Genomic DNA, 19274 nt, shown 5'->3' with positions numbered 1-19274 from the left:
GTGCCCCACTGTCCTCGGTGGAATGCGGGGCGAGGAAGCCGAGCTCGACTCCGCTGGCGACATCTAATGCGCAATGGGCTGGCTCTGGGTATTCAGAACCAGCCCATTTTGATGTTCGATGAGCCGAGCCGGCGTCTCTCACAAAAATAACTAGGAGCTAGCGAGACTTATCCGAATTGACCTCATTGGCGGTGTCTTTTTCGAGCGCCGTGCGGCGGGCGCTGTAGGCGACAAGGCCGGCGCCTGCAGCGGCGAGTGCTGCAGCGGCTGCCGTAAGGGGAGCGTTGACATCGCCCGTGCCCGCAAGTGCGCCCGCTTTTCCGGAGCGCTTGTTATTGCCGTGGTCCTTGCCGCTGCCGGAGCTGCTTCCGCCGGAGCCGCCGCCCTCGTCAGTACCGCCGCCACTCGAGCTACCATCGCCGTCTGCTGTCATCGGGGCGTCGTGAAGTCCTGTCGTATCCGCGCTGTCGCATACGCCGACCTGAACTTCTGAGCGTTCGCATGCCGCGTCGGGCACATGAAGCTCGTGCAGAACGGCACTCAGCGCCGAGTTTGCGCCCGGTCGGATCTCCTCGAGCGTTACGGGGTCGAGCGCCACCAGATTACGCGCCTTCGCATACAGCGTGACGCGTTTGCCCACTTCGTCGCTCCAGCTCTCGGGGATGGCGAAGCTCATGCGGAACTGTGCCGTGCAACCCGGTGCCAGCACGGCGTTGCCGTTGTCGGCTACCAGCGGGTGCGTTGCAAAACGTGCGCCCAGCGTCTCGAGCGCGTACTTTACGTGTGCCATGTCGTTGGCCGAAGCGTCTTCGGCAAGCTCTGGATCGTAGATCGAAGCCATGCGTGCGTTCGCTCCGAATCCGATGGATGCGCTGGAGAACGGCTGGCTGGAGCCCTCTCGGTACAGATCGATTGTGCCGGCAGTCAGCAAAGTGTTGCCGTCGTTTCGCACCGTGACCATGAAGGATTCGCCTGCTGCTCCGGGCACCACCGCGCCCGAGGTAGCGACCGCGCCCGTCGGAGTGGCACACGCCACCAGAGGCACTTCGATGCCGTGCAGCTCTGCCTCGCTCTTCTCCGCGCTCACAATGTGCGTGGCGAGCGCGGAGAGCATGCCTCCCGACGTCAAAAATGTCGTTATCTGATCGACGGGATGGTCCAGCTCGCACATCACGAACGGCTCCGTGAACAGATCACCTGCCAAGGTGCTGGCGAAGATGCGGAAGTGCTTGCCCATCACTGCTACCGGGTTGCCTTCTTCGTCGTAGGTTTGCCCCACCTTGCCATCGGTGTTCTCTATATAGAGCGCGCACCTGCCGTTGTTGCTTACGCTAAACGATGCCGGGCCACAGCCTGCGGCACCCACGGGCTGCGTTGCAAATGCCGATGCGCCTCGCGTCCAAGTAATATGCTGCAGCTGCTCGTTGACGGTGGCCAAAAAGCCCGAATGTTGTGGCCACGGCACCGCATGGGGCACCGTGGCGTCTGGTGGCATAACGCCCCAGCCCGCAATGGACTGGCCGATCACGGCGTACGATGCGCAGCCGCAACCGTCTGCGGTCTCGTACGCAACGGGCACCACCATTTTGCCGTTGATATTCTCGGGCTCGCTCAGCTCGATACTCGACGGTGCTTGCGGAAAGCGAAGAACTTGGCGGAACGTCAGGCTGTCGCCCGAAACGTCCGACCACAGGGTAAAGCATTCCAGCGCAACCTCGGCCTCGCTGCCGAGCGCCTTCTCTGCGGTGGTTCCGCGGCGGTGGAGGTAGGCACCCGACAGGCGTCCGTCGACCAGCGTCTTGCCTACCGTGATGCGCGGGCACTGCAGGCAATGGTAGCCATCCTCTTGCAGGCGGCCGCGCGAGATGCTGCGCCATGACGTATGCGACACCACGCGGATCTCGTCATTACTTATGCGCAGGCGCACAACGGACAGTATGCCGGCTGTGCTTGCCGTATCGAAAAGGGTGTTGTCGCCGGCGGGGCGCTCGCCCGAGACCAGCAGCACGTAGGCGTCCTGGTTTCCTCTTCCGTCCGTATATTCCACCACGTCGAAGTCGTAATCGAATATGCCGTTGCGCTCCACGTCGCCCTCGCCAAACCCAAGGGGAAAGTCCACGGGCGTGGGAGCGGACCACGTGCCGTTTGCCTTTGTGTGCACCACCAGGCGCGAGCGGCCATTGTCGCCGTAGCGCACCGAGGCGATACGGAACAAGCATTCTACGCCGGCAATCATCGTTAGCTTCATGTGGGCTTCGCTGAGCACGCCGGAAAACAGCACGTTGTCGCTCGAGGGTTTTATGCCGCCACGCTCGTCCTCCGACACGCCGGCAGAATTGGCGTTCGGGTCCGCAACGGCGTTCGTTGACTGACCGATGTAGGTGTACTCATACATCGGTGCGGCATTTTCGTCGTTCTCTATCAGCGCATGGACGAAATGTTCGACCTGTCCCGTGTCGTCGCTCTCCGCGTTCGCCTCGAGCTCAATGCGCGTGACCGTTTGATCCCAATCGCGCACGACAGGCGCGGCGTTTACGGCAGTGGCCTTAACCTCGGCGCGTGCGAGCAGCTCGGCGTTGGTGACGATGGTGGCCGATGCGATAAACTGCGGCACACCACCTGCCTCGGCGTTGCCGGCCGAGCCGAAGCAGGCATCCAACGTATAAGGCGTATTTCCACCCAATGCCAGCTCAGAGCGCTGGAGTACATACTGGTCGCCATTGTTCACCGACATATTCCACGAATCGATGAGTGTGGGCCACGACCCCGACCAAGCCTTGGTGGTCCACTTGAACATTACGAACTGGAGTATCACATCGACATCGACGTCTGCACCCACGCGCAGCCGCGGAAGCTGGTGTCCATCTGCCTTCTCGTACCCAATGAACAGCGTGAGGGATGCGGCACCGCGCACGGCAGACGAAGCGACGCCTGCAACGCCGGCTCCAAAGGTGACGGCAAGCCCGATCTGGATGGTGAACGAGCCCGACGTGTTGGAATAGTCGAGCGAAATGTTCTTGAAAAACGCCGCGCCGCTGCCGTGCGTGTGGGCAGCCACAGCGAGCGCCAGCTTCGCCAGCACCCAAGGGTTGACGTTTAGGAAAAATGGCACCGGTCCTAGGGTAAACTGCTCGGTCCAATTGAGGTCAGTTCTTACCTGGAAGAGGGCCTTAATATTGCCGTATGCGGGGTCGTTGTTGTTACCCCAGGTTTTGCCCACCCAATCGTAGGCGAGCGAGCCGTACAGCTGTGTGGCGATATCCATCGTGAACAGCGGCGTGCAATGGTGGCGAAGGAGCTTGGTGTTTCTTGGATCGGTGCCCGAACCGGCACTCATACTTTTGTACTGATTCCACTTCCCCTCCATTTCGTCGAGGTAGCGGTTTGCCTGCTTGGCGCCCGACTCGCGCGGTGACTTCTTCCAGTACTCCGGATCCGGATTGCCCGAATCGTTCATATAGCTGGCTGGTTTGTATCCTCCGCCAAACAGCACGTATCCAGCAAACGAGAAATCGAAGAGGATCGGAAATGTGGGCATCCAGCACGTGAACTTATTACCACCGATGCCGGGAAACGATGCGGGGAAATCAAACGGAGTGATCTCTTGGTCCATAGTGGTGGGGACGATAGTGGTCGATCCGGATTCCGCCTTTGCCGCCGGCGCGGTAACAACGGCCATGGGGGAGGAGAGCGTGTAGGTTTTGCCCTGGTAGTCGAGGACAAAGCGCAGCTTGCATCCTTCTTCCAGAAGGCTCGACGCTGCATCGAGGAACTTGTCTTCGAGTGTGAACGTCGCCAGACTATCCGCGCCCGATGCGCTGGCCTTGATCTGACCAATCTGCGTGACGGTTTCGGTTGAGCTGCCCGCAGCGGGCATCACTTTATTGATATGCAATGTTGCCTGCCCGCCCTGCGGCAGATGAGCCTGCACGGTAAAAGCGTGCGTGTCGGGCTGGTCGTTTGCCGCTTCGTCCGCTGGCATTGCCATAAACGTGGCGTCGGCGTACTGGATGTCCCATTCGTCGAACGTGAGCTGGCGGAAGTACGGCTCGCCGTCGGAAAGCGGACGTGTGGGTGCGGTTATGGCGGTGCCGCCCTGGATACGCGCAAGGGGAATCTCGACATCACGGTAGCCCGCCATGCTAATGGAGATGCCGCCGTTAAAGTCGTACGCGTCAAGGAGCGTTGCCTCGTCCACGTAGCCTTCCGAAAGAGGGGCGACCTCAAAGATGGCCGTGCCTTCGTCATCGGTCGTGGCGGTTAGCTGCTTGCCTACGGCATAGCGCGATGTGAGCGTGACCTGGGCACCTGCGATGGGCGTATTCTTGTTGGCGACGTCGACCACGACCACACCAAACATGGTGCGCGAGAGAACGAGCACCTTGAAGGGGTCTTCTTCGTCGGCATAGGCCGCGGTGGGCGCGAACGGCAGCAGGAAGGCATTTTCGCTTCCCGGCACGCGAGGCAACATAATGCTCGCCAGCGAGGACGCTCCAGCAACAAGTAACGAACGGCGATCAAGCATCTTGGGCTCCCATCCCGCAAATATCGGTGGAAATAATCCAATTTTGCGAGAAGACGCTTCGTGGCGGTAGTGCCGTTCAAGGGTCAAAATGTCCAAATTGATCGAGCGAAGCGCCGGGTTCCGGAACGCGTTCGATGCGCTTGGCAGCCCGGTCGCTAACGCAACATGTGCGCGACCAGCTCGGCGCGTGTGCCGATGCCAAGCTTTGCGTATACGCCGGATAGGCGGTTTTTGACGGTGCCCGGCGATACTCCCATATGGCCTGCGATTTCAGCGTTGGTCCATCCGCGGCAGGCGAGCATGGCCATGGTGAACTCTGTGGTCGTTAAATCGTCGGCAACGTCCTCGCCCGAATCGGGGTTGTGGATGCGCCGCCAGCCGTAGCTGAAGCGGTACGTGATCTCGATGATGCGTGCGAAGTCGTCAGGGTATTGCGTTTTTAGGCATGCCTCGATGAGCCCCTGCAAAAGGCCGTGGTGCTCGCCAATGAGCTCGATAAGGCCGTCGGGGCGCGCAATGTCCCAAGCGGCTCCAAAATGCGCTTTTGCGGCGTCGATGTCCTTGAGGCTCATGCATGCCATGGAAGCTGCCAGGTGCAGGAACAGTTCCGAGATGGGATAGCTTCCCTGTTTCATAATTAGGGCGTTTTCCGCCATGCCCAGGCTGCGGCCGTATTCGCCGCGCAGATACAAGGCGTGCGCCATCACGTAGCTGGCGAACAGTCGCAGGCCTTCGGGTAGGTGCGCCGCAAGTGGATAAAACTCTTCGGCAGAATACGGGGAAGGCAAGTGCAGCAGGACGCTCGCGGCCGAGGCGAACAGGATATGCGTGGCGTGGACGGCGGGCGATTCCTCGTCGGCCGGCGTATCGAGGATGCCCGCAAGGCACCGGCGGGCGTCGGCGATACGGTTGAGCGACAGACTGGCGTATCCGCAGATAAAGCATGCGGAATAGCGCAGCGCGGGATCGGTGACGTCAAGATAGGGGTGCGCCGTCTTGGCGGCGAGTGCGGCCTGTCCGCGAAAGTACAGCGCTTCTGCCGTGGCGATGGCGCGTGAATCGGGGTCGGAAATGCCTGCAACCGCAGCGTCAATCTGCCCCGGCACAAAGGCGGTGCACATCAACGGCATGGGAACGCATGGGTAGCCATCGCAGTCCATCTTCCATCTCCCAACAGCTGGCAACACTAGCAGCAATTGTACTCTTGTTGCTCGGGACTGGAATTTGTGGGTATCGCCTACGATTGTGCCGAACGTATAAAGGAAGAGTCTATTGGCGATGCTCCCAAGGTGGCTACCGAAGTCTAGCTGACCTTGGGATATAGAAAAACTGCCGCCCCTGCAAAAAGCTCTGTCGCAGCGATGGGAAACGTATCTCGTTCTGCATATAATGAGGTCATATGACGGTGCGTCTGCATACGCGCGGCGCATTTCCATCGAACCGAGAAGGAGCTCTGCATGGATCCCAACAAGCGTCCCGACGACATGGTACGTATCACCACTCCCGAACTTGCCCAGGCGTTCATCGAAGAGCAGGTCGCTGCAATCCGCGAGCAGATCGGCGACAAAAAGGTCCTGCTGGCTCTTTCCGGTGGTGTCGACAGTTCGGTTGTCGCGGCCCTGCTCATCAAGGCCATCGGCAAGCAGCTCATTTGCGTGCATGTTAACCACGGCCTGATGCGCAAGGGCGAGAGCGAGCAGGTCGTCGACGTCTTCAAGAATCAGATGGATGCCAACCTGGTTTACGTTGACGCCACAGATCGCTTCCTGGACAAGCTCGTGGACGTCGAGGATCCCGAGGCCAAGCGTAAGATTATCGGCGCCGAGTTCATTCGCGTGTTCGAGGAGGAGGCCCGCAAGGTTGGCGATGAGGTCAGCTTCCTCGCCCAGGGCACCATCTATCCCGACATCCTGGAGTCCCAAGACGGCGTGAAGGCTCACCACAACGTGGGCGGTCTGCCCGAGGATCTGCAGTTTGAGCTCTGCGAGCCCGTCAAACTGCTGTACAAGGACGAGGTCCGCGTCGTGGGTCGCGAGCTCGGCCTGCCCGAGAATATGGTTGAGCGCCAGCCGTTCCCCGGTCCCGGCCTGGGCGTCCGCTGCCTTGGTGCCATCACCCGCGACCGTCTTGAGGCGCTGCGCGAAGCCGACGCCATCGTGCGCGAGGAGATCGACAAGGCCGGTCTGACCATCTGGCAGTATTTTGCCGTCGTGCCCGACTTCCGCGCAACCGGTGTGCGCGAGGGCAAGCGCGCCTACGATTGGCCCTGCATCATCCGCTGCATCAACACCGTCGATGTCATGACTGCCGAGGTTCCCGAGCTCGACTGGGCGCTACTCAAGCGCATTACCGCCCGCGTCACCGCCGAGGTCCCCGGTATTTGCCGCGTTTGCTACGACCTCACGCCGAAGCCCGTTGGCACGGTCGAGTGGGAGTAAGCTAACTCAGCTGGTAGGCGACGAGAACTAGCAGATGTGACAAAGGGACAGTCCCTTTGTCACATCCTCGATATTATGTGCGGGATGGTACGCCACGCGGCGTGCCATCCCGTTCGTTATTTTAATGAGCCGAGTGCGCGAGTGGGAAGAGTCACGAGCATGGTCGTTCCGCGCTCCGAGCTCTCTTCGACCTCGATGGAGCCGCCGTGGAGCGCGGCGATCTCCCAGACCAGCGCAAGCCCCAGCCCCACGCCGCCGTATGCCCTGCTGCGCGATTTGTCGACGCGAAAGAAGGGCTGAAAGATGCTCGTCTGGTATTGCTCGGGAATGCCCGGCCCCTGGTCGCGCACGCGTAGCAGCACGCGGTCGCCTTCGGCGCAGGCGTTGATTTGCACGGTCGAGTTGGGCGCGCTATAGCGTATGGCGTTTTCGGTCAAGTTGAACAGCAACCGATAGATCAGCGTGTCGCTGCCGATCATTTGCGCGTCGCCCTCACTTGTAAGCGTGATGTCTTTTTGCTCGGCAAGGGGTGCCAGGTCCGTGAGCACTTCTTCGATCATCGGCGCTAGGTCAATCACATCGTTGCAAGGGACACTGCGCAGCTCGCTCATCTCGAGCAGGGTCTTTGTCATGTGCGTCATCCGCTCGGTCTGCTCCTGCAGCAGCCCGAGCAGGCTCGCTGTATCGGCGTCGACGTCGGGGTGCTCGGCGCAAAACAGCTCGACCTGGGCCTGCATGAGCGCAAGTGGCGTGCGCAGCTCGTGCGCCGCATTGCCCGTAAACTGTCTTTGTGCGGAAAATCCCTCGTCAAGGCGGGCAATCATGTCGTTAAACGACGCGCTGCAGCGCCTGAGTTCAGAGGGCACGTCCTCGCTGATTTTTGTGTCGGCGAGGTTGTCGGGCCGCACGCTCTCGACTTGCGTCGCAAAGAAGCGCAACGGCCGCAGCGCATGTCCGCTTACAAAGTAGGCCAGCACGCCGCCGAGCAGCGTCACCGCCGCAGTTATATACCAGCTCGTCGCGCCAAACGATTCTTGGGCGTCGTTCACGACGATGGTCAGCGCGTCGTCGAGCTCTTTGTTTGTCGGGTCAAATGAGCTGGGCGAGGCCGCCTCCACCTTGCTGTGCGCCGATAGTTCATTGCCGATCGAGTCCATGTAGCGCATGCCGGAGTAGCCAACCAGGCAATTCATAAGTACGCAGGTTGAACATATCAGCAGTGCCGTCATCAACGTGATGCGCCACTGCAGCGACAGCCGCTTCATTTGCCGTCCTCCATAACGTAGCCTTCGCCGATTCGGTTGCGGATGGGGTCGTGCCCCAACGCGCCGCGCAGCTTTTTGCGCAGCGACGAGATGTGCACGCGGGTTGCGTTGCTAAAGCTGTTGACGCTGCTGTCCCATACATGCTCGATAAGCTCTTCCTGGCTCACCGGCCGCCCCTGGTTAAGCATCAGGTATTCCAAGATGCCGGTCTCCTTGCGCGTGAGGGATAGGGTCTCGCCGCCCACGGAGGCGAGGCGCGCTTTGGTGTCAAAGCTCAGCGATCCACAGGTTAGAACAACGTCGCTTTGCGTAAAGCGCCTGAGCGTGAGGCTGCGTATACGTGCCGCCAGCTCGTCAAGATGGAACGGCTTGGTGAGGTAGTCGTTGGCGCCCGCATCGAGCCCCGCTACCTTGTCGGAGACCTCGCCACGTGCCGAGAGCACAAGCACCTTGGTCTCACAATCAGTTGTCCTGAGTTGCCTGAGCACGGTCATGCCGTCGACATGGGGGAGATTGAGGTCGAGCACGACAAGATCAAAGGTCTCGACATCGAGTAGATCGAGGGCCTGCTGCCCGTCGTAGCAGCAGTCGACGCTATAGGCCAAGTTGCGCAGGCTGCGTGCGATCGCATCGCACAGCGCCCGCTCGTCCTCGACGACCAAGATGCGCATAACGTTCTCCTTGCATAGTCATTCACGCTTAACACGGATTTTATAGTCGGTATGGTCCAATGGGTCGCGAAACGAAAGGAGTGGTCAGATTGTTCAAAGCGATTAAGCCTGTGGCGCAGGTGGCTTTGCTGATCGTTGGGGTAGCCATGGTTGGCTTTGGAATTATGCGCGGCGAGGCAGATGCCGTGCTGGCCAAGGCAATCAGGCTGTGCTTGGAGTGTATCGGAATTGGATAAAAGAAAAAACACTGCATCGCATCTTTTGGCGAGATTCCGCGGATTGATTCAGGCGGCGGCGACGCTTGCGACCAATATTCACCTGCCTAACTTTGCCAAGGGCGGTATCTACCAGGGAGCCGGCAAAGCCGTCTGCGTGCCGGGGCTTAACTGCTACTCGTGTCCAGCGGCCTCGGGTGCGTGCCCCATCGGGTCGTTTCAGTCGGTGGTGGGATCGTCTAAGTTCAGCTTTTCGTATTACGTCACCGGAACGCTCATTCTGATCGGCGTGCTACTGGGACGTTTTGTATGCGGCTTTTTGTGTCCGTTTGGATGGCTGCAAGAGCTTCTGCATAAGATTCCCAGCAAAAAGCTCTCCACGAAAAAGCTCAAGCCGCTCACGTACATCAAGTATGCCGTGCTACTGTTTGCCGTGGTGCTGCTGCCCGTCTTGGTGGTTAACGATGTGGGTATGGGCGACCCGTTCTTTTGCAAGTACATTTGCCCGCAGGGTGTGCTCGAGGGCGCGATTCCGCTGTCCATCATGAATACGGGAATCCGCTCCGCGCTGGGAAAGCTCTTTTCCTGGAAGCTCGCGATCCTCATTGCGGTTGCGGTGCTGAGCGTGCTGTTCTACCGCCCTTTCTGTAAATGGATTTGCCCCCTCGGCGCATTTTATGCACTCATGAACAAGGTGTCGTTGCTGGGGATTCAGGTCGATCATTGTAAATGCGTCTCGTGCGGCAAGTGCGCCAAGGTGTGCCAGATGGACGTGGACGTTACGCGTACGCCCGACCATGCCGAGTGCATTCGTTGCGGCAAATGCGTGGGCGCGTGCCCCGTCGATGCTATTAGCTTTCGCTACGGGCTGGGTGTGACTGGCGACAAACCCGCGCAGTCCACGCAAGCCTGCGAAAACAAATAGGTACCTATATAAGTTTCGATATAAACGGAGGAACCATGAAACTGTCAAAAATTGCGGCTCTGTTGATGCTGCCCGTGCTGGCGCTGACTCTCGCGGCGTGCTCTGCCCCCAAGGGCGACGCGAAGGATGCCACGAGCGGCGATGCGCAGATTGCCGAGCTTGTGGCACAAAAGCCGTCGAGCGCCGAGGAGGCGGCCAAGCTGTACCAGCAGCTGCTGCAAAAGGAAAACGAGATCTTTGCGAGCGATAACGCCCTATGGGAAAAGGTGTTCCTTGCGGCCAACAAAGACACTCCCATGATTGAGGACGGCAAGAACTACGGTGACTTCTTGCTCGATACCATCGAGGGCGCCAAGGATCAGTTTGCGGCTGACGAGCTTAAGACGCTTAAGGCCGGCGCGCAGCAGGTCAAGGAGATCGAGGACAAGCTCATGGCGCTGGAGAAGGGGTTCCCCGGATGCGGCAGCACGCCCGGCGAGGGGGAGAGCGTCGATGCCTCGACCGCAGGCATGACCAACGGCGAGAGCGGGGAGACGAAGTTCCCCAGCTTTAAGGGCAAGGACTTGGACGGCAACGATGTAAACAGCGACGAGCTGTTCTCCAAGAACAAGGTCACCGTCATGAACTTCTGGTTTACCACCTGCAAGCCGTGCGTGGGAGAGCTGGGCGATCTGGAGAAGCTCAACAAGGAGCTTGCCGAGAAGGGCGGCCAGGTCGTGGGCGTTAATTCCTTTACGCTCGATGGCAATAAAGACGAGGTGGCTGATGCCAAGGACGTGCTTTCCAAGAAGGGCGTGACGTATAAGAACATCTGGTTTAAGTCGGACAGCGAGGCCGGAAAGTTCACCTCCAACCTGTACTCGTTCCCGACCACCTACGTGATCGACCAGAACGGTAACATTGTGGGAGAGCCGATCATGGGCGGCATCAACTCCGCTGAGCAGCGCGAGGCGCTCAACAAACTGATCGATCAGGCACTCGCGAAGAGCGAACAGTAAGTCTGTGGGACAGACAACTGAAGGGGAGTCGCTGGAAACAGCGACTCTTTTTCTGCTTCGGGGTAGCATCATGGGTATACGTCGAAAGGGCACGCAGCTTTTCGTGCATTGCCTGAGCGGTGCGCGAAGCAACCAAGCTGTGAGTTTTCTTAAGCGTTCTGGGTATGGCAGTGTCAAGAATATCGGCGGCATAAGCGGCTACACGGGAAAGGTGGTGCGTTAGCTATGAAGGTGGTTATCGTTGGAGGCGTCGCGGGCGGCGCATCGGCGGCGGCACGTTTGCGCAGACTCGACGAGCAGGCCCAAATTGTCATCTTTGAGCGCACGGGTTTTGTATCGTATGCCAATTGTGGGCTTCCGTACTACATTGGCGGCGTGATAGAAGAAGAGAGCGCATTGACGCTGCAGTCTCCCAAGGGCTTTTGGGATCGCTTTCGCATTGCGGTCAAGACGAGTCACGAGGTGTTTGCCATCCATCCCGATTCGCATACGGTCGAGGTTCGCAATATGCTGACGGGCGAGGAATTTGTCGAGACGTATGACAAGCTCATCCTGTCGCCGGGTGCAAAGCCGATTCGCCCTGCGTTGCCGGGCATCGACTCGGATAAAATCTTTAGCCTACGCACCGTTGAGGACACGCTGCGTATTCACAGCTATGTTCGAGAGCGGCGACCGAGCAGTGCCGTCGTGATCGGCGGCGGCTTCATTGGCGTCGAGACGGCGGAGAATCTGTGCGAGCTGGGGCTCCAGGTGACCCTTCTGCAGCGTCCCGTCCAGCTTATGAACAACCTGGATTACGACATGGCGACCCTTTTGCATACCGAGGTGCGTGAGCACGGTATCGATCTGCGCCTCAAGGCCGATGTGACAGGTTTTGAGGAAGTTGATGGCCGCGTTGTCACCCATGTTGCGGGCGATGGCCCTATCGGAGCCGATATGGTACTGCTTGCCATTGGCGTGGCACCTGAGAGCCATCTGGCGCAAGAGGCGGGGCTCGAACTGGGCATCAAGGGGGCTATTGTGGTCAACGACCGCATGGAGACCTCTGCTGCCGACGTGTATGCCGTGGGCGATGCCGTGCAGGTCACGCATCAGGTGACCGGCGAGGACGCGGTCATTTCGCTCGCCGGCCCCGCCAACAAGCAGGGGCGTGTCGTCGCCGATGTCATAGCCGGCATGGACAGCTGCTACCTCGGATCGTTGGGCTCATCGGTTATCAAGGTATTCGACTTGACGGCGGCAAGCACGGGACTATCCGAAAAGGCAGCACACGCGGCGGGAATTGACTGCGACAGCGTGGTCCTGTCGCCCGGTTCGCATGCGGGTTATTATCCGGGTGCAACGCCCATGACCATGAAGGTTGTCTTCGAGAAGCAGGGATTGCGCCTGCTGGGTGCGCAAATCGTGGGCATCGATGGTGTGGACAAGCGTATCGACGTTCTGGCGACTGCCATCCAGGCAGGCATGCGCGGCGATAGGCTTAAGGATTTGGACCTAGCATACGCGCCGCCGTATTCATCGGCGAAGGATCCCGTCAATATGGCGGGCTTTATGATCGAGAACCTCAATCGCGGCATACTGGCGCAGTGGCATTGGGAGGATGAGCCCAACTTGCCACGCGATGGCAGCGTGCAGCTGCTCGATGTTCGTACGGAAGGGGAGTATGAGCGCGGGCATATCGATGGTTTCGTAAACATTCCCGTCGATGATCTGCGCAATCGCCTGGGCGAGCTCGACCGGGCCAAGCCGGTTTACGTGATTTGCCAGAGCGGCATTCGCAGCTACATTGCTTGCCGCATTTTGGCGCAGCATGGCTTTGAGTGCTTTAACTTCTCGGGCGGCTATCGCTTCTTTGCAGCCGTGACTGAGGCTCGCCGCGGCAGCGCTAACGTTATGCCGTGCGGGCTCGAAAAGTAGCGCGCATTGGAATGTGACAAAGTGACAGCCTCTTTGTCGCATCGGGGATGTTATATGCGGGATGGTGCGCCATGCGGCGTGCTGTCCCGTTCGTTTTTTGGCGCGGTTCGTTACATTCCTCACTGGTATCGGCCAAAAATGAGGATAGAGTAGGACAAACGCGCCGAACGTGAACGGCGGGGGAGCGGGCGAGCGCGCCCGCGCGAGAGAGGTTGCCGTCCATGCTGGATCTCAGGGTTATTTGCAAAAGGTACGTTACGCAGTCGTTTACGCAGGTAGCGCTCGACAGCGTAAGCCTGTCTTTTCGCGATAACGAGTTCGTAGCCATTCTGGGTCCCTCGGGTTCGGGTAAGACTACGATGCTCAACGTCATCGGTGGACTCGATCATTTTGATTCGGGCGATCTGCTGATCGACGGCATCTCGACCAAGGACTTCAACGACCGCGATTGGGATGCCTATCGCAATAATCGCATCGGCTTTGTGTTCCAGAGCTATAACCTCATTCCGCATCAGAGCATTTTGGAAAACGTGGAGTTGGCGCTTACGCTCACGGGCGTGGGGCATGCCGAGCGCCGCCAACGTGCACGCAAGGCGCTCGAGGCAGTCGGTCTGGGCGAGCACGTTGACAAGCGCCCGAGCCAGCTTTCGGGCGGGCAGATGCAGCGCGTGGCCATTGCCCGCGCCCTGATCAATGACCCCGAGATTGTGCTGGCTGACGAGCCGACCGGCGCCTTGGATTCAACGACGTCCGTCCAGGTCATGGATTTGCTCAAGGACGTTGCGCGCGACCGTCTGGTCATCATGGTCACGCACAATCCCGAGCTGGCGTACAAGTACGCCACGCGCATTGTCAACCTGGCGGACGGCAAGGTCACCGACGATTCAGATCCCTTTGATGCTGCCGAGCCCGCGCGTCGCGAGGCCAAGCCCACGCGCAAAACCTCGATGAGCTTTGTGACAGCGCTGGGGCTTTCGGCGCGAAACCTTTTGACCAAGAAGGGCCGTACGGCTATGACGGCCTTTGCTGGTTCGATCGGCATTATTGGCATCGCGGCGATTCTGGCGCTCTCCAATGGCGTAAACGGCTACATCAAAAAGGTCGAGGAGGACACACTCTCGAGCTACCCGCTTACGATTTCCAAACAAGATTACGACCTGTCGTCCATGATGGGCGGGCATGGGGCCACGGATGACGATACGTCCAAGAACGAGGGTTCGTCCGACGACGGCACCGACGGCAAGGCTCAGGGGACCGATAAGATCCCTGTGGTCACGGCCGTAAAGGATATGTTCGCAAGCGTTAAGTCCAACGACATGACGAGCTTTAAGGCATGGCTCGATGCCGGTGGCGACGGCATCGATAAAGAGGTCAACGCCATTCAGTACGGCTACGGCGTGACGCCGGTTGTCTATCGTGCCGGCAAGGGCGATGAGAAGCCTGTCCGGCTGGTGCCCAACGCCATGACCGAGGCCATGAGCGGAGGCGCGAGCTCGGCGGCAACGGTGAGCATGGATTCCATGGGAACCTCGGTCTTTAACGAGATGATTGACGATCAGAGCCTGCTCGACAGCCAGTACGATGTCGTTGCCGGCCATTGGCCTACGTCCGCCAACGAGGCCGTGATGGTGCTTTCGAGCCGCGGAACGGTGGGCGACTACACGCTCTACAGTATCGGCGCGCTGGATATCGATGAGCTTAACGACCTGGTTAACAGTGCCATGACGGCCGACGGCAAGGTCAAGACGCCCAAGACCGGCAGCGACTTTACCTACGACGATGCACTGTCCACGACGTTTAAGGTGTTGTCGCCGGCCGATGCCTATCGCAAAAACGAAGAGACCGGCATGTGGACTGACATGTCTGGCGACGCCGACTTTATGAAAACCAAGGTTGCCGACGGTATTGACGTGCGCATTGTGGGCGTGGTGCGACCCAACGAGACGGCAAACGCGAGCGCATTGTCCCCGGGCATTGTCTATACGCATGCGCTGACTCGCCAGCTTATGGAGCGTGCTGCCGATTCGCAGATTGTGCAGGAGCAGCTTGCCCACCCCGAGACGGATGTCTTTACGGGCAAAACCTTCGACGAGCTGCAGGGCGAAGCCAAGCAGGGCGTGGATTTGGGCAGTATGTTCAGCGTAGACGAGGCGGCACTGAAGAGCGCGTTCTCTCTCGATGCATCTGCGCTCTCGGGCGCAGCCGGCGGTATGGACCTTTCTGGTCTCGACTTGTCCGGGCTGGACATTGACCTTTCGGGTGTTGGGAGGGACATCGACTTTAGTGACATCATGGCCAAAGCGCCGGCCCCAGATTTCTCGGGCATCTTTGACGGTCTGGAACTCACACCCGAGCAAATGCAGCAGGTGGGAGCACTTGCCAACCAGCTGTTTGAGGGCTTTATGCGCTCTGATCAGTTTAAGGCGCTGTCACCCGAAGACCTTAAAGACGCGTCAAAGCTCGCTGCCGCATTCTCGGCATATCTTGAGAATGATGCCGCAGCCCAGCAAATTTTGGCACAGCTCAAAGCGCTCGGCGGCGATGCCCTGGCCGAGCGTCTGCAGCAGGTGATGGGCGACTATGTGCAAAAGCAGCTGGCTCCGTATTTGCAGCAGTCTATGGATCAGGTGATGAAGGCGGTCAGCGAGCAGATTGCGACGACGGTATCAACCCAGCTCAAGGCGGGTGCGGCAGGGCTCATGGACCAAATGGCGACGCAGATGTCTTCGAGTTTTGCCAACCTGGCGAGCGCCATGCGCGTGGATGCGGGCGCCTTTGCTCGTGCCATCCACTTCAACATGGACGCCGAGGACCTGAGCTCGCTCATGATGAGCTATGCCAAGGCGTCGAAGCTCACCTACGACAACAATCTGACCACGTTGGGCTATGCGGACGAGGCGGACCCCATTTCGGTCAAGATTTTCCCGCGCGACTTTGAGGCCAAGGAGCGCGTGCTCGATCACATCGATGCGTACAACAAGCAGGTCAAAGCTGCTGGCCACGACGAGCAGGCAATCTCGTACACCGACTACATGGGCATCATCATGGGTTCGGTGACCGACATCGTGAATACTATCAGCTTGGTGCTCATCGCATTCGTGAGTATCAGTCTGGTGGTGAGCTCCATCATGATCGGCATTATCACCTACATCAGCGTGCTGGAGCGCAAAAAGGAGATTGGCATCCTGCGCGCGATCGGCGCGTCAAAGCGCAACGTGGCAAACGTGTTCAACGCTGAGACCTTTATCGAAGGCCTCATTGCCGGCGTCTTTGCCATTGTCGTCGTGGTGGCCGTGAGCTTTCCGGTTAATGCCTGGGCGCTTGCGGCCAAGCAGGTGCCCAACCTGATGAGCCTGCCCGTTCAAGACGCGCTGATGCTCATTGTAATTTCGGTGCTGCTGACGGTCGTTGCCGGCCTGCTGCCTGCTCGCAGCGCATCCAAGAAAGACCCTGTGGAAGCCCTACGCTCCGAATAATGTGACAAAGGGACAGTCCCTTTGTCACATTGGGTGGCTAGCTCGTTTTGCCCATCAATGTGATACGGATGCTTGGATGGGTGTACTCGTCAAATTCATCCTCGGGATCCGTGTCAAACGAATAGTACGTTTTGATGGGGTTGTCACTCGTCCTGATGGAGATTCTCTCGTAGAGCGAACCGTTCAAAAAAGCCTGCCTAAACTCTTCGGGGAGCTTTTGCGGTGCTAGGAGCTCGGGACTCACGGTCTTGACGTCTACGGTTTGGACGACAGAGGAAAGTTCGTCCAAGTCGAGCTCGATGCGGGCGAGGTTGTCCTCAAGGCTCGCGTCGGGGTCGATCTCTGCTATGTAACTCACTTCCTTGAGCGTTCCCTTGTTGTCGAAATCCAGGTACGTATAGGTCTTCTGGGTATCGGAGTCGCCGTCGTGAAGGTAGCCGCGGACGTGATAGCCGTAATCTTGATATCGCTCGTAAGGGTCATCGGCGGATACGTACTCGCATGCGGGCTCTAGCGTCTTGCGGGCGATGGCGATCTGCTCGGCCGCGGCCGCGGCGTTCTGTTGCATCTCGATGTTTCCCTGCGCCAGCTGCGGGATATAGGCACCGCACACGATTGCGAGGGGCAGTGCCACAAGCGCGACGATCCACTTTTTTGCACGGGGGATAGGCACGCCACAGGCCTCTGCCATGGCCTTTGCGTTGGCAAAGCTTTCGGCAAGCACGTCTGCCGCGGTGGCGACGGCGCCTACGGCAGCGGCGACTTCTGCCGCGCCACCCAGGTTGCGCGCGGTCTCGTTGTCGCTGTTCTTGAGCAGGCGCGCGGCAGCCTGCGTACCGATAACGCCTGCGATTTGTGCCGAGCGGTCTTTCTCGGTCTGCTCGACGACGAGTCGGTGCTGCATTTCCTTCCACTGCTTGCCGCGCATGCCAAAGCGCGGTGCGAGCGCGCAATAGCAGAAGATGACGAGCTCGACGGCGGTGAGCACCAGGGCGGCTATCATGCCCGTTTCTTGGAAGCCTTCGTGATGGAAGACGATGTCGTCAATCATTTCGAAGGGAATGATCAAAAAAGGCAGCACGAATGCCATGGCAAGCGCCGCCCCGGCAACCTTGGGGCAGATGCAGTATCGCTGGATGCGCTTACGTTCTTGTTCGGAGAGTGTTGCCATGGCTGATCCTTAGTGTCGTGGCGGTCGTTGCGGCGCATGGGGCGCGGGGCGCATCAGTTTGAGCTAGCGCTGGATAAGAACATAGAGCAAGATGCTCATCGCGATGAGCAAGAAGCCTGCGATGTTAAACATCAGTGTGGCAAAGTTGCCCACGATGGGGCGTTCGACATAGCTTTTGTCTGGGTTGCTGGGGTTGTAGTACACGGTCATTTGGCTACCGAGGGGCCAAAGCTGCTCCGCGAGGGTGCCTAGGCGGGCGATGGGGCCTGTCTGCACGTGCAGCCAGCCCTTGGCGTCTTCGTAGGCGGTGGCTTGCGTGCGGATGGGGAGTCCCGACAAGCTTTTGGTCTTTATGCCACGGAATTGTTTTTTCGCGCGGTATTGCGTGCCGTCGACGGTGTATTCCAAAACGGGATTCATTCTGCCTTCACCCATAAAGCGATGGTCGATGACCGTCCCCATGGTCACGGCGGTACAGGCCTTGGCTTTCTTGCGGGCGGCGGCTTTCATGAGCGCGCTCACTCCGATAAGCAGGATGCCGATGCCCCCAACCAAGATGAGCACGAGCAGGGATATCTGCGACGTGGTCACGGCGTTCTCCTTTGGCGCGATACCGTCATATGTGACTCAGTATAGAGAACCCCCGCCCTCGGTGGGCGTATTATGTGGCAAAGGGACAGTCCCTTTGTCACATTGATTTGAGAATGGATGTTGATGTATTTATCGCTGGCCCCTATGGAGGGGATTACCGGGCATGTGTTCCGTCGCGTGCATGCGGAGTGCTTCGGCGCGCTCGATTGTTATTACACGCCGTTTTTGCCGCCGCCGCGGGTGGGCAATCGCTTTGGCGGCAAGGCGTTTAAAGAGGTCGATCCTGCCAACAACCAGGGACTTAACGTGGTGCCCCAGCTGATGTCCAAGAATGCGGACGAGTTTGTGTGGGCGGCGCAGGTGCTTGCCGATATGGGTTACCGCGAGGTCAACCTCAACCTTGGCTGCCCTTCGGGAACGGTGGTCGCGAAGGGCAAGGGTTCGGGCTTTCTGCGCAATTTGGATGAGCTCGAGGTGTTCTTGAGCGACGTGTGCGAACGCTCGCCCTTGCCGGTGTCGGTCAAGACCAGACTGGGGCTCGAATGCGATGACGAGTACGAGCGCGTGCTCGACCTCTATTGCCGAATGCCGCTGGCGGAATTGATCGTGCATCCGCGCGTGCAAAAGGACCGTTATACGGGCTCACCGCGCAAAGAGTTTTACGGCGAGACGCTGGAACGGGCGCCGTTCCCCGTGGCCTATAACGGCGACATCTTTGATCTTGAGGACATGGATGCGCTGGTGAAGGCCTATCCCGGAACACGCCACGTAATGTTGGGGCGCGGCTTGCTTGCGAATCCCGCGCTGGCTCGCATGGTTAAGGGCGACCCTGCCGCTACCGCCGCTGAGCTGCAACGCTTCCATGACATGCTGTTTGCGGCCTATGCGGACGAGATTGGGGGCAACGCAGTCTTTCGCATGAAGGAGTGGTGGTTCTACGCCAAATGCGCCTTCGCCGATCCCGCGACCGTTCACAAACTCGTACGCAAGACCAAAAAGGTCGATGAATACCGTGCCGCTGTCGACCGTGTCTTTCGCGAGCAGCAGCTTGCGCCCGTCGCCCGCTTTTGTGGCTAAATGAT

At 59.2% G+C, this 19274-nt stretch carries 13 protein-coding genes; 7 read left to right on the top strand and 6 right to left on the bottom strand.

What is annotated here, in order from left to right:
• Nucleotides 1-157 precede the first annotated feature (157 nt).
• Both DXC67_RS00365 and DXC67_RS10450 read right to left on the bottom strand, forming a co-directional pair.
• The gene (locus DXC67_RS00365) at nucleotides 158-4525 is read right to left on the bottom strand and encodes a hypothetical protein (protein WP_117636924.1); all 4368 of its coding nucleotides are present in this window, start codon (nucleotides 4523-4525) and stop codon (nucleotides 158-160) included.
• 155 nt (nucleotides 4526-4680) lie between these two features.
• Nucleotides 4681-5685: a helix-turn-helix transcriptional regulator gene (locus tag DXC67_RS10450; protein WP_199410537.1), complete on the bottom strand. Its 1005-nt coding sequence runs from the start codon at nucleotides 5683-5685 to the stop codon at nucleotides 4681-4683.
• 297 nt (nucleotides 5686-5982) lie between these two features.
• On the opposite strand from DXC67_RS10450, the gene guaA reads away from it, so the two are divergent.
• On the top strand, nucleotides 5983-6963 hold the full coding sequence (gene guaA / locus DXC67_RS00355; RefSeq protein ID WP_117636923.1) for a glutamine-hydrolyzing GMP synthase: 981 nt from the start codon (nucleotides 5983-5985) through the stop codon (nucleotides 6961-6963).
• 116 nt (nucleotides 6964-7079) lie between these two features.
• Here the strand turns inward: guaA and DXC67_RS00350 are convergent, their stop codons facing one another.
• Nucleotides 7080-8228 (bottom strand): cell wall metabolism sensor histidine kinase WalK, encoded by a 1149-nt coding sequence (locus DXC67_RS00350; RefSeq protein ID WP_117636922.1) that lies wholly within the window; start codon nucleotides 8226-8228, stop codon nucleotides 7080-7082.
• On the bottom strand, nucleotides 8225-8899 hold the full coding sequence (locus DXC67_RS00345; RefSeq protein WP_117636921.1) for a response regulator transcription factor: 675 nt from the start codon (nucleotides 8897-8899) through the stop codon (nucleotides 8225-8227). The genes DXC67_RS00350 and DXC67_RS00345 overlap by 4 nt, the downstream gene beginning before the upstream one ends.
• 89 nt (nucleotides 8900-8988) lie before the next feature.
• Here DXC67_RS00345 and DXC67_RS00340 point away from each other — a divergent pair, with 89 nt between their 5' ends.
• From DXC67_RS00340 to DXC67_RS00320, 5 genes are all read left to right on the top strand, one after another.
• Nucleotides 8989-9135, top strand: a complete 147-nt coding sequence (locus DXC67_RS00340; RefSeq protein ID WP_197032826.1) for a CD1871A family CXXC motif-containing protein — start codon at nucleotides 8989-8991, stop codon at nucleotides 9133-9135.
• A complete protein-coding gene (locus DXC67_RS00335; protein WP_233503109.1) occupies nucleotides 9128-10039 on the top strand; it encodes a 4Fe-4S binding protein in 912 nt (303 codons plus the stop codon). Before DXC67_RS00340 ends, DXC67_RS00335 begins: the two co-directional genes overlap by 8 nt.
• A gap of 35 nt (nucleotides 10040-10074) precedes the next feature.
• Nucleotides 10075-11037: a redoxin domain-containing protein gene (locus DXC67_RS00330; protein ID WP_117636919.1), complete on the top strand. Its 963-nt coding sequence runs from the start codon at nucleotides 10075-10077 to the stop codon at nucleotides 11035-11037.
• 225 nt (nucleotides 11038-11262) lie between these two features.
• Nucleotides 11263-12954: an FAD-dependent oxidoreductase gene (locus DXC67_RS00325; RefSeq protein WP_117636918.1), complete on the top strand. Its 1692-nt coding sequence runs from the start codon at nucleotides 11263-11265 to the stop codon at nucleotides 12952-12954.
• 221 nt (nucleotides 12955-13175) lie between these two features.
• Complete coding sequence (locus DXC67_RS00320) at nucleotides 13176-16430, top strand: ABC transporter ATP-binding protein/permease (protein ID WP_117636917.1); 3255 nt, start codon at nucleotides 13176-13178, stop codon at nucleotides 16428-16430.
• A gap of 37 nt (nucleotides 16431-16467) precedes the next feature.
• Here the strand turns inward: DXC67_RS00320 and DXC67_RS00315 are convergent, their stop codons facing one another.
• Nucleotides 16468-17601, bottom strand: coding sequence for a hypothetical protein (locus DXC67_RS00315; protein ID WP_117636916.1), 1134 nt, complete (start codon nucleotides 17599-17601; stop codon nucleotides 16468-16470).
• Between the two features lie 63 nt (nucleotides 17602-17664).
• Nucleotides 17665-18192, bottom strand: a complete 528-nt coding sequence (locus DXC67_RS00310) for a DUF3592 domain-containing protein (protein ID WP_117636915.1) — start codon at nucleotides 18190-18192, stop codon at nucleotides 17665-17667.
• A gap of 123 nt (nucleotides 18193-18315) precedes the next feature.
• Between DXC67_RS00310 and DXC67_RS00305 the strand changes: the two genes are divergently transcribed.
• Nucleotides 18316-19269, top strand: a complete 954-nt coding sequence (locus DXC67_RS00305) for a tRNA-dihydrouridine synthase (RefSeq protein WP_117636914.1) — start codon at nucleotides 18316-18318, stop codon at nucleotides 19267-19269.
• Nucleotides 19270-19274: the final 5 nt, after the last annotated feature.

Source organism: Collinsella sp. TF07-1, from assembly GCF_003437235.1.
Lineage (GTDB): Bacteria > Actinomycetota > Coriobacteriia > Coriobacteriales > Coriobacteriaceae > Collinsella.
This window is presented reverse-complemented; position numbering and strand designations above follow the sequence as displayed.